This window comes from Rhizobium sp. UFLA01-1127 (assembly GCF_059803845.1).
Map to the genome: position 1 here is coordinate 1 of NZ_JAUQTZ010000182.1, position 10,641 is coordinate 10,641.

Sequence of the window (10,641 nt, forward strand, 5' to 3'; positions counted from 1 at the left end):
GCTGAAGGCCTATTATCAGCGCCTCCTCGACCGCCCTTCCTTCGCCCGCGTCCTGCGGGAAGCCACGCCCTATTTCCATATGTACCCTTATAGTGACAAGCTACCGGCGCAGTTCCGGCCGGAAAAGCCGAATGCTTGAAGAATCGCTGGCGCTCGACCGCATGTTCCAGGCCCTTTCCGATCAGAGCCGCCGCGGCATGATCGATCGGCTCGGGCGTGGACCTGCATCCGTCTCGGAGCTGGCGCAGCCACTCGACATGGCGCTGCCGACCGTGATGAAACATCTGCAGGTGCTCGAGACGAGCGGCCTCGTGCTGTCGGAAAAGACCGGCCGGGTGCGCACCTACCAGCTTCGCAAGGAAGCACTGGCAACCGTCGAACGCTGGATCGCCGAACGCAAGGCATCCTGGAACAGAACCTTCGACCGCCTCGACCTCTTCCTGACCGATACATCGACGGAGACGACAGACGAATGAGAGCAAGATCGACAGACCATACGACGATCACCATAGAACGTCATTTCAAGGCGCCGCTGCCGAAGGTCTTCAATGCCTGGGCAGTGCCCGAGCAGAAGCAGCAATGGTTTGCCTGTCACGGCGACTGGAAGCCGCTGGAATTCCAGCTCGACTTCCGCACCGGCGGCAGCGAAAGCAACCGCATCGCCTCGACAGACGGCATCGTGCATGCCTATCAGGCGGGCTATATCGACGTCGTTCACAACGAGCGCTTCATTTATGCCTTCGACATGATGCTCGACGACGTCAGAATTTCCGTATCTCTGGCAACGGTCAGCTTCGCCGCCGAGCCCGGTGGCACGAAGATGACCTTCGTCGAACAGGTCGTCTTCCTCGACGGTTACAGCGACAACGGCTCGCGGTTGATGGGTACGGAAATCGGTTTCGATAACCTCCGGCTCTTCGTCGAGGCGGATGACGCCAAGGTAAACTAGCCGCGCGCCTCGCCGAGGATGGCCGCAAGCAGCTGCCCTTCAAGCTCCGCCAGGGCTGAATTGCCATAGGGGCGTGGATGCGGATAGGGAATGGCAAGGTCGAGCACGATCCGGCCCTCATCCAGAACGACGACGCGATCAGCCAGATGCACGGCCTCGCCGACGTCATGCGTCACAAGCACGGCCGTAAAGCCAAGCTCGCGCCAGACGCTGTTCAGTAGTTCCTGCATGCTGATGCGGGTCAAAGCATCCAGCGCACCGAGCGGCTCATCGAGAGCAAGGATCCCAGGCCTGCTGACAAGTGCTCGGGCAAGCGCCACGCGCTGCTTCTGTCCTCCGGAAAGGCTGGACGGCCATTCGCCGGCCTTTTCGGAAAGCTGCACCTCGGAGAGAACCGACACCGTTTCCTTCCGCAACAAATCGTGCGGCACGCCCTCCCCCAAGCCGACAGCAACATTGGCGGCGACGGAAAGCCAGGGCAGAAGCCGCGGCTCCTGAAAGACGATGCGCGTATTGGGCTGTGTGTCATCGCCATCGACCGCTTCAAAGTGCAGATGGCCGCCTGTCGGCTCTTCAAGCCCCATCAGGATGCGCAGCAGCGTGCTCTTGCCGCAGCCGCTTTTGCCGATGACGGCCACGAACTGGCCGGCGGGAATATCGAGATCGATGCCGCGCAGGACGCGGTTGCTGCCGAAGCTCTTCTCCAGACCCTTGATATGGATCGCTGCGGCGCCCGTAACTTGCGACGCGGCATTCCTGGCTTCCCGCCGTGGGCGATCAAGTACGGTGACGCTCATGGGAACTTCCTCAATTCTGATAGGCCGGGTTCCAGCGCAAGGCTCTACGCTCGATCGCCCGCGCAACGACATCGGCGAACTTGCCGAGAATGGCGTAGATAACCAGGGTCAGCACCACCACATCGGTCATGCCGAATTCGCGGGCATTGTTTGCCATGTAGCCGATGCCTGACGACGCCGCGATGGATTCGGCGACGATCAGCGTCAGCCACATGATACCAAGGGCGAAGCGCAGCCCGACGAGGATGGACGGAAGCGCGCCGGGAAAGATGACCTTTCGGAACAGCGTCCAGTTGCTCATACCGTAGACCCGGCCCATCTCGATAAGCCCGCGGTCGACATTGCGCACGCCGTGATAGGTGTTGAGATAGATCGGAAAGAGCACGCCGAGCGCCGTCAGGAACAGCTTCGATTCCTCGCCGATCCCGAACCAGAGAATGACGAGCGGCACCATGGCAAGGTGCGGAATGGTGCGCAGCATCTGCAGCGTCGTATCGGTCAATTGCTCCGAAGGCCGCGATACGCCATTGGCGATGCCGAGCAGGAAGCCGATCGAGCCGCCGACCAGCAGACCGGCGAAGGCGCGGCCGGCGCTGACGAGGATATTATTCGGCAGCTGCCCGGAGATCGTGGTCTGCCAGAAGGCGACCACGACTGCCGCCGGAGACGGCATGATGCGAGTGGAGATCCAACCGAACGAAGAGCCGAGCTGCCATGCCGCGATGACGACAACCGGCAGCAGGAACGGCAGAAATCTCTGGAACGAGATGCCTTGCCCCGCGACCTTTACCGTGCGCGTGCGCCGTGCCGAGACCACGCGGACGAAAGACGTGTCGAATGCCGACATGGGGATCTCCCTTCAAAAGAGCATTTCCAGGAAAAGTGCGCAGCGGTTTTCCGTCCGGAATGCGCAAAGAAACAGGAACATAGAGAGCTTTCGCGATTCGAAGAAAAGCGGAAACGCGGTAGAGGCGTTACGAGCCGGAAACGACCTTCAGATTGCCACCATGGCTGCCGCCGGCGAAAATCTGCTTGGCTCCGAACTCGTTGCGGAATCCGGCACGCTGCTCGTCGCGCTTCAGTCCCAGCTCGGGGAAGAGCAGTTCGGCCACACGATAGGCTTCCTCCAGATGCGGATAGCCGGAGCCGATTACGGTTTCGATACCGAGCTCCTGATATTCCCGCAGCCTTGCAGCTACTGTCTTCGGCGAGCCGACGAGCGCTGTGCCCGCTCCGGCACGCACCAGGCCGACGCCAGCCCAGAGGTTCGGCGATACTTCAAGCTTGTCGCGGCGGCCGCCATGCAGTGCGGCCATGCGCTTCTGCCCAACGGAATCCGACTGGTTGACGAATTGCTCCTGCGCTTCGCGGATCGTCTCGTCGTCAAGCTTGGAAATCAGCTTGTCCGCTGCGGCCCATGCCTCCTCGTCCGTTTCACGAACAATGAAGTGGAGGCGAATGCCGAAGCTGACCTCGCGTCCGCGCTTGGCGGCTGCGGCCCGCACCTTTGCAATTTTTTCGGCCACCAGTGCCGGCGGTTCGCCCCAGGTCAGATACTTATCGACACGGCCAACGGAGAATTCGATGCCCGCATCCGAAGAGCCGCCGAAATAGAGCGGCGGCCGCGGCGCCTGCACTGGCGGCAGGCCGAGCTTTGCATTGGTCGCCTTGATATACTTGCCTTCGAAGGTGGAAGAGCCCTTTTCCAGCAGCTCCTCCCACACATGGAAGAACTCGTCGGCATGGGCATAGCGTTCGTCATGCTCCAAATGAATACCATCGCCGGCCAACTCGGCCGGGCTGCCGCCGACAACGATGTTGAGCAGCACGCGGCCATTCGAGACACGATCGAGTGTCGAGGCAAGGCGCGCATAATAGGCCGGCGACGCCGTACCCGGACGGATCGCGACCAGGAATTTCAGCTTTTGTGTATGGGCCGAGAGCGCTGCGGCCGTCACGAAGGACTCTTCGCAGGAGACCCCCGTCGGAAGCAACACGCCGGTATAACCAAGCCGGTCGACCGCCTGCGCGATCTGCTGGAGATAGCCGATCTCCGGGCCGCGGTTGAGATCGGTCGTACCCAGATAGGTGCCGTCGCCGGAGGTCGGAATGAACCAGAGGAAATCGATGGGTTTTGCGGTCGCGGTCATGAAGCTTTCCTGCTTTCTGGATGCGCGTGGTCGGGAGCCACTCCCGATGTTCGATCCTGATATTGATATAGACTATCGATTATATCGACAATATGGATTTTCCAATTGCTGGTGCGTGACGAAATATTTTGCCGGAAAAGCCCGCGCCCCTAGTGTTCCGGGCGCGGCGATAGCTGCCGACGCTTGTCGGTCTCAGCTCGCCTTCGGCCGCCAGACGATATCCGTGACGGTCAGTTTTTTCGGAATGACCCCGAGATTGTAGAATTCGTCGGCGAGCCCCTGCTGATAGGCGATTGCGGCATCGGTGATGGTCGAGACGCCGCCGAGATTGGCGCCAGGGCGCGTCAGAGTCACCCGCGTCACCCCGGCTGGGACACCGGTGATCTCCGCCAGCGCCGTAATGCTCTTGTCCAGATTGGCTTGTGCCGCCGCCCCTACTTTCGCCAACTCATCGATGACATCGACGATGACCTGCGGGTTGCCCTTGGTGAAATCGCCATTCGCCAGGAAATAGCTGAAGGAATCGACGATACCGCGCGCCGTCGTCAGGATGCGCGTATCCGGATCGGCCTCTGCAATGGCGAGGTAGGGATCCCAGATCGACCAGGCATCGACGGCGCCGGTCTTGAACGCAGCGAACGCATCCGACGGTGCGAGATCGAGCGGCTGGATATCTGTGATCGCCAGCCCACCTTTGCGAAGTGCCTTGACGGTCACGTTGTGGGCGCTGGACCCACGCTTGAAGGCAACCTTCTTTCCCTTGAGATCGGCAAGCGTCTGGATCGGCGAATCCTTTCGCACGAGAATGGCAGAGCTTTCGGGGCTGCCGGTATAAAGACCGACATAAAGCAGATTGCCGTTGGCAGCCTGCGCAAAGAGCGGCGGCACGTCGCCGGTCGCACCGAAATCGAGAGCACCGGCACCGAGCGCTTCCAGCAGCGGCGGGCCGGATGTGAATTCCGACCATTCGACGGAAATGCCGCGATCGGAAAGCCGCTTTTCCAATGCTCCTCGACGTTTCGCCAATGCCAATACGCCATTCTTCTGCCAGCCGATGCGAAGCGTCGTCGCCGCGGCCGCACGTGCCGACCGGATGGAAGGCAAAGCGAAAGCGGCCGCTGTGGCGCCGAGAAGGCCAAGTGTCTGTCTGCGCGAAATCATCGAACTTCCCTTTTCATGAGGCCCCGGCGCTTCCGCCGCCATCGGCTCGTTGTCGATGGTTTAAGATCGCAAATCCATAGATTATATCGACAAAGGATATTATGAAGATTCATGCCGAAAACGAAATTCCATTCCAATGTTAACGATAATCTGGAATCAGATTTCAAATCATATGCCACAGTGACAAGTTGGCCGACAAATCGGCCTTTCGTCCCCCTGGCCTTTCCGCTAAGCCTTCGGAACAAATTCGGTCAGGGAGTTATGAAATGGCAAAGGTCTCATTCATCGGCATGGGCGTCATGGGCTATCCCATGGCCGGGCATCTCAAGGTCAAGGGCGGACACGACGTAACCGTCTACAACCGCACCGTTGCCAAGGCCGAATCTTGGGCCAAGCAATATGACGGCAAGTTCGCCCCTACTCCGGCCAAAGCAGCCGAAGGTGCCGATTTCGTCTTCACCTGTGTCGGTAACGATGACGACTTGCGTTCGGTGACCACGGGTGAGAACGGCGTCCTTTCAAGCATGAAGCCGGGCTCGATTCTCATCGACAACACCACCGCCAGCGCCGAAGTCGCCCGCGAACTTCACGCAGCCGCCAAGGAAAAAGGCATCGACTTCATCGACGCCCCAGTTTCCGGCGGACAGGCCGGGGCAGAGAATGGCGTGCTGACCGTCATGTGCGGCGGCAATGAAGCGGTATTCGAAAAGGCCCGCCCCGTCATCGACGCTTATGCCCGCATGGTCGGCCTGATGGGACCGGTGGGTGCCGGTCAGCTGACCAAGATGATCAATCAGATCTGCATTGCCGGCATCGTCCAGGGCCTTGCCGAAGGCATTCACTTCGGCAAGCAGGCCGGCCTCGATATCGAAAAGGTCGTGGAAGTCATTTCCAAGGGGGCCGCCGGCTCCTGGCAGATGGAAAACCGCCACAAGACCATGAACGCGGGCAAATATGATTTCGGCTTCGCTGTGGATTGGATGCGCAAGGATCTCGGCATCGTTCTGGAGGAAGCGCGCCGCAATCAAGCCAAGTTGCCGCTCACGGCCCTCGTCGACCAGTTCTATGGCGATGTCCAGGCGATGGGAGGCAATCGCTGGGATACCTCCTCGCTGCTCGCACGCCTGGATAAGAAATGACAATATATAAAAGCGCTCAGCCGATATCTATTTCGGCTGAGCGCTTTGCGAAAAGTTGCTCAGTCCTCGTTGGACTTTGCGTTCTCCAGCAGCATGTAGTCGAGCGGCAGCTCCGTCGAATACTTGATTTGCTCCATCGCAAAGGCAGAGGAAACGTCGCGGATCTCGATCTTGGCGATCATGCGCTTGTAGAATGCATCGTAGGCGGCGATATCCGGGACGACGACGCGCAGCAGATAATCGACATCGCCGCTCATGCGATAGAATTCGACCACTTCCGGAAAATCGGCGATGACTTCGGAAAAGCGCTTCAGCCATTCTATGGAGTGGCTGTTGGTGCGGATGGAAACGAAAACCGTAACCTTCGTATTGACCTTCTCCGGATCAAGCAGGGCGACGCGGCGGCGAATGACGCCATCCTCTTCCATCTTCTGGATACGGCGCCAGCAAGGCGTTGTCGACAGACCGACCTTCTTGGCGAGATCGGCAACAGCCAGAGTGGAATCTTCCTGCAGCAGGCGCAGAATCTTGCGGTCAAGGCGGTCCATTTAGCATCCCTTCGAATTATATTCTCTCTATAGCTCATTTTAAGCGAGAGAAAAGAAACTTTTTCTCAGGAAAGCAGGGTTTTCACACGTTGTTGCAAAACCGGAAGCAGTTCGGTCTCGAACCAGGGATGACGTTTGAGCCAGCCGCTGTTGCGCCAGCTCGGATGCGGCAACGGCAGGATGGCCGGCGACCGGTTGGTCAGGAGGTAACGCCGCCATTGCGCGACAGTTTCCGTCATCGAGCCCATGCGCTCCGCCCCGAGATGCCAGGCTTGCGCATATTGACCGATCGTCAGGATCAATTCGATCTGCGGCATCGCATCCATCGCCCGCTGCCGCCACAACTGCGCGCACTCCCTGCGCGGCGGCAGGTCGCTCCCGGCCGCATCATAGCCCGGAAAACAGAAACCCATGCCCATTATGGCGAAATGATCCGGGTTGTAGAAGCTCTCACGATCCACCGCGAGCCACTGCCGCAACCGGTCGCCGGAAGCATCGTTGAACGGCAGGCCGCTTTCGTGGACACGCAATCCCGGCGCCTGACCTGCGATGAGTATCCGAGCGGTCGACGACAGCGTGGCAACCGGCCGCGGCTCGTGCGGCAGGCGATCCGCCTCCCCCTTGGCCGGCGCGTCCCGACAGAGGCGACAAGCAGCAATCGCCGAACGCAGGATCTGCAGTTCGCTTTCCTGCTTCATGGCGTGCTCCATCCGACGAGTTGGCGAAGGTAGCCGAACAATCCCGCAATCGAACCGTCTGCCCCGTCATGCGCCATATGCTCTTCGCGCCGGTAGTCGCTCGGCCTCTCGAAATCGCCGGCCCAAAGTCCGGCTTTCGCCTGTCGCGCAATCTGTTCCTCACCGCCATAGGCACCGTATGAAACAGCCATGCCGTTGCGAACCATCGCAGCGTTGATATCGAGATTGCCAGCGGCGCAAGTCACCAGCAGGCGACCGTAGCGATCCCTCTCACGCCCCCTGCATTCAGGCACTCCCGTTTTAACCATTGTGGCAAGCGCTTTGCGCGCTTCTTCGCCGCAGGCCCAGTCTCCGTCATCGCGCCGGCAACGCTGCCGATATTCCGGGGCATCGATACCCTTGAGCCTCAAGCGCTCACCCTCGATGGAAAGAGTATCGCCATCGATGACATAAAACTTGCCCTTTTGAACGATTTCCGGTCGATTGTTCATCTTTGATGCGAACAATGCAAGAACAGCAAGCAAGGCGAAAGTGGCCGCACCGTCGCGAAACAGGCGGCCTGGCCGCATCACGTTCTTGCCTCCTTTAAGAATAAATCCTTGGCGAAGATGGCAAACAAATCATTTCAGCGCAGCATCTTCTTAAGATTTGGACGCTAGTGTGTAACCTCAGGCAAGCCAAGTTTCAATGTAACCATGAGCACCGGCGTCAGCACATCGACAGATAAAAACATCGTCGACCGATCGCGCAGTCACCGTAACCGGGCTGTGTCGAAGGCCGTGCGGCAAACGCGCGAGCGCCTGCAGAACGGCCATAACCACAATTTTGACCGCGAACTGATAATGATGCACATCGACACGCTGCGGCAGAGTGCCGCCGTCGTGCCGATTTTTGTCCTCCTCGTCGCCGTCTTCGGCGTCTATTTGACGCGAGACGCGAGCATTTTCTTCTGGACCATTCCGATCCTGACGGCCCATGCCATCAACATGCTGATCGGTCGGCGCGCCAGGAAGCAGGAAATCACTGCCGAAGGCGCCAGAAAGTGGCGGCAGCTCCTGTTACTTGGACAATTGCTGGTGGGCTCCTGCTGGGCCATTTTCGCCACACAGAATTGCCCGACGTGCAGTGGCGACAGTTTCGCGCTCTACAAGGGCACGATCCTGCTGGTGGCGATCTGTATCACCGCCATGTCCAGCTTCATGCTGCCGCGGGCGGTTCCGTTTTCCTTCGCACCGGCCACCGTGGCGTTGGTCGTCACGGCCGCTCTCACGCGAAAACCCTCAGATATCGCGCTGACAGCAGCTATCTCGGTCGCCGTGATATTCTTCACCTTCATCACCAACCGCATGTATCAATCGAATTTAAAAATTCTTTCCTTCCAGTCGGAGAAGGACGATCTGATCGCGGAACTGGAAGTGGCGAAATCCATGTCCGACGAGGCGCGCAGACGGGCAGAAGAAGCAAATCTCGCCAAATCGCGCTTCCTCGCCTCCATGTCGCACGAACTCAGGACACCCCTCAACGCCATTCTTGGTTTTTCCGAAGTGATGTCGGCTGAGGTCATGGGGCCGCTCAACAATCCGACCTATCGCGAATACACCACCGATATCCATCGGTCCGGCCAGCATCTGCTCAACCTGATCAACGAAATCCTCGATCTCTCACGCATCGAGGCCGGCAAATATGAATTGAACGAAGAGGCGATTTCTCTCCTCGACATTGCCGAAGACTGCATCGGCATGGTGCAGCTGCGCGCGCGCGGCAAGAACATTTCAATCTCCTCGCAATTCGAAGCACAGCTCCCTTCGGTTTGGGCCGATGAGAAATCGATGCGCCAGGTGATCCTCAATCTCCTATCGAACGCAGTAAAATTCACGCCGCAAGGTGGCGAGATCAGCGTGAAGGTCGGCTGGACGGCGGGCGGCGGCGAATATGTAGCGATCAAGGACAACGGACCTGGCATTCCCGAGGAAGAGATACCGGTCGTGCTGTCCGCCTTCGGCCAGGGTTCGATCGCCATCAAAAGCGCGGAACAGGGCACGGGCCTGGGCTTGCCGATCGTCCAGGCCATTCTCGCCAAGCATGACGGCCAGTTCGTGCTGAAATCCAAGCTGCGGGAAGGCACGGAAGTCATTGCCATATTGCCGGCAAAACGCGTGCTGCAAAGCCTGCCGGCCGTCGAAGATGCGCCCCTCGTCGAGCGACGCAGGAAGAGCTTCGCCTGAGCGAAGCGTCAGTTCCGCCGCCTAAAGATTTTGCTTTTCTTCGAATCGCAAAAACGCTCTATCTTCTTATTTCCCAACGCATTTCCGGACGGAAAACCGCTACGCACTTTTTCCTGGAAATGCTTAGCGGAAAATCAGGTGGCTGCCGATCACGTAAACCAGGTAAATGCCGGAAGCGACCAGCATGCAGAGGACGGCAAACGAGCCGAGGTCCTTGGCGTGTTTGCCGACATTGGAAATCTCCGGCGAAATCCGGTCGATCACCTCTTCCACCGCTGTATTCATCGCCTCGACCGCAAATACGCCGAGGAACAGTACCATGGCGACCACGATCTCCCCGACGGTGGCGCCGACGGTGATCAACAGGATCAGCGCTATCGCCGCAAAAAGGAGCTCCTGGCGGAAGGCCGACTCCTGCAACAAGCGCCGAAAACCGCCCCAGGAATAGCCGGCAGCGGCGAGGAAATGCCGGAGACCGGTTTCCTTGGTAACTGCTGGTTTCGAAAACTCGGCCATTGCCGTTCTGCCCGTAACGTTCCGGTTGCAAGTTGGATGCTTTGCGAATACCGCCTCACCGTGAGCGAAGCAAGGCGGTGCCTTTAGTCACTCTTAGAATTCATTACAGATTTATGACCGAAGCCGATAATCCACAGAAATTTAGCGGCGAAACGCTTATCTCAACACCACGCCGCTTTTATTTTCAGTGCTTGTTGGACACGCCGGCGCTTTCGAATGTCGCCATGCCCGAATGGCAGGCAGCCGCAGCCTTGACGATACCCGCAGCCAATGCGGCTCCCGTACCTTCGCCAAGCCGCATGCCGAGCGCCAAAAGCGGCGTCTTGCCGAGCTTCTCGATGGAGCGCAGATGGCCCGGCTCCGCCGAAACATGGCCGATCAGGCAATGATCGAGCGCAGAGGGATTGGCGGCCTTCAGAATGGAGGCGGCAGCGGTCGCGACATAACCGTCGATGATC

13 protein-coding genes are annotated in these 10,641 nt (G+C 59.0%); 4 read left to right on the forward strand and 9 right to left on the reverse strand.

From position 1 onward, the window contains the following. Positions 1–131 precede the first annotated feature (131 nt). Positions 132–476 (forward strand): ArsR/SmtB family transcription factor, encoded by a 345-nt coding sequence (locus tag Q4Q11_RS28755; protein ID WP_498571606.1) that lies wholly within the window; start codon positions 132–134, stop codon positions 474–476. Continuing rightward, the gene (locus tag Q4Q11_RS28760) at positions 473–949 is read left to right on the forward strand and encodes an SRPBCC family protein (protein ID WP_113336602.1); all 477 of its coding nucleotides are present in this window, start codon (positions 473–475) and stop codon (positions 947–949) included. Before Q4Q11_RS28755 ends, Q4Q11_RS28760 begins: the two co-directional genes overlap by 4 nt. Here Q4Q11_RS28760 and Q4Q11_RS28765 read toward each other — a convergent pair. The 4 genes from Q4Q11_RS28765 to Q4Q11_RS28780 form a co-directional block, all read right to left on the reverse strand. After that, positions 946–1,746, reverse strand: a complete 801-nt coding sequence (locus tag Q4Q11_RS28765) for an ATP-binding cassette domain-containing protein (RefSeq protein WP_113336601.1) — start codon at positions 1,744–1,746, stop codon at positions 946–948. The two genes, Q4Q11_RS28760 and Q4Q11_RS28765, sit on opposite strands and share 4 nt — an antisense overlap. A gap of 10 nt (positions 1,747–1,756) precedes the next feature. Then, positions 1,757–2,593 (reverse strand): aliphatic sulfonate ABC transporter permease SsuC, encoded by an 837-nt coding sequence (ssuC, locus tag Q4Q11_RS28770; RefSeq protein WP_113336600.1) that lies wholly within the window; start codon positions 2,591–2,593, stop codon positions 1,757–1,759. Between the two features lie 127 nt (positions 2,594–2,720). Further along, positions 2,721–3,896 carry an FMNH2-dependent alkanesulfonate monooxygenase gene (ssuD, locus tag Q4Q11_RS28775; protein ID WP_112509255.1) on the reverse strand — a complete coding sequence of 392 codons (1,176 nt, stop codon included), beginning with the start codon at positions 3,894–3,896 and terminating at the stop codon, positions 2,721–2,723. Positions 3,897–4,088: 192 nt separating this feature from the next. Next, positions 4,089–5,057, reverse strand: coding sequence for an aliphatic sulfonate ABC transporter substrate-binding protein (locus tag Q4Q11_RS28780; RefSeq protein WP_498571607.1), 969 nt, complete (start codon positions 5,055–5,057; stop codon positions 4,089–4,091). Between the two features lie 245 nt (positions 5,058–5,302). On the opposite strand from Q4Q11_RS28780, the gene Q4Q11_RS28785 reads away from it, so the two are divergent. After that, positions 5,303–6,196, forward strand: a complete 894-nt coding sequence (locus Q4Q11_RS28785) for an NAD(P)-dependent oxidoreductase (RefSeq protein ID WP_498571609.1) — start codon at positions 5,303–5,305, stop codon at positions 6,194–6,196. A gap of 59 nt (positions 6,197–6,255) precedes the next feature. Here Q4Q11_RS28785 and Q4Q11_RS28790 read toward each other — a convergent pair whose 3' ends face one another. From Q4Q11_RS28790 to Q4Q11_RS28800, 3 genes are all read right to left on the reverse strand, one after another. Next, the gene (locus Q4Q11_RS28790; RefSeq protein WP_069613098.1) at positions 6,256–6,744 is read right to left on the reverse strand and encodes an Lrp/AsnC family transcriptional regulator; all 489 of its coding nucleotides are present in this window, start codon (positions 6,742–6,744) and stop codon (positions 6,256–6,258) included. Positions 6,745–6,809: 65 nt separating this feature from the next. Next, complete coding sequence (locus Q4Q11_RS28795; RefSeq protein WP_112509248.1) at positions 6,810–7,442, reverse strand: uracil-DNA glycosylase family protein; 633 nt, start codon at positions 7,440–7,442, stop codon at positions 6,810–6,812. Further along, on the reverse strand, positions 7,439–8,014 hold the full coding sequence (locus Q4Q11_RS28800; RefSeq protein ID WP_113336597.1) for a thermonuclease family protein: 576 nt from the start codon (positions 8,012–8,014) through the stop codon (positions 7,439–7,441). Before Q4Q11_RS28800 ends, Q4Q11_RS28795 begins: the two co-directional genes overlap by 4 nt. A gap of 123 nt (positions 8,015–8,137) precedes the next feature. On the opposite strand from Q4Q11_RS28800, the gene Q4Q11_RS28805 reads away from it, so the two are divergent. Beyond that, the gene (locus Q4Q11_RS28805; protein ID WP_112509243.1) at positions 8,138–9,667 is read left to right on the forward strand and encodes a sensor histidine kinase; all 1,530 of its coding nucleotides are present in this window, start codon (positions 8,138–8,140) and stop codon (positions 9,665–9,667) included. Positions 9,668–9,790: 123 nt separating this feature from the next. Here Q4Q11_RS28805 and Q4Q11_RS28810 read toward each other — a convergent pair whose 3' ends face one another. Beyond that, complete coding sequence (locus Q4Q11_RS28810; protein WP_112509241.1) at positions 9,791–10,183, reverse strand: diacylglycerol kinase; 393 nt, start codon at positions 10,181–10,183, stop codon at positions 9,791–9,793. 184 nt (positions 10,184–10,367) lie between these two features. Further along, on the reverse strand, positions 10,368–10,641 hold a 274-nt coding region (locus tag Q4Q11_RS28815), incomplete at its 5' end, for a nicotinate-nucleotide--dimethylbenzimidazole phosphoribosyltransferase (RefSeq protein ID WP_498571608.1).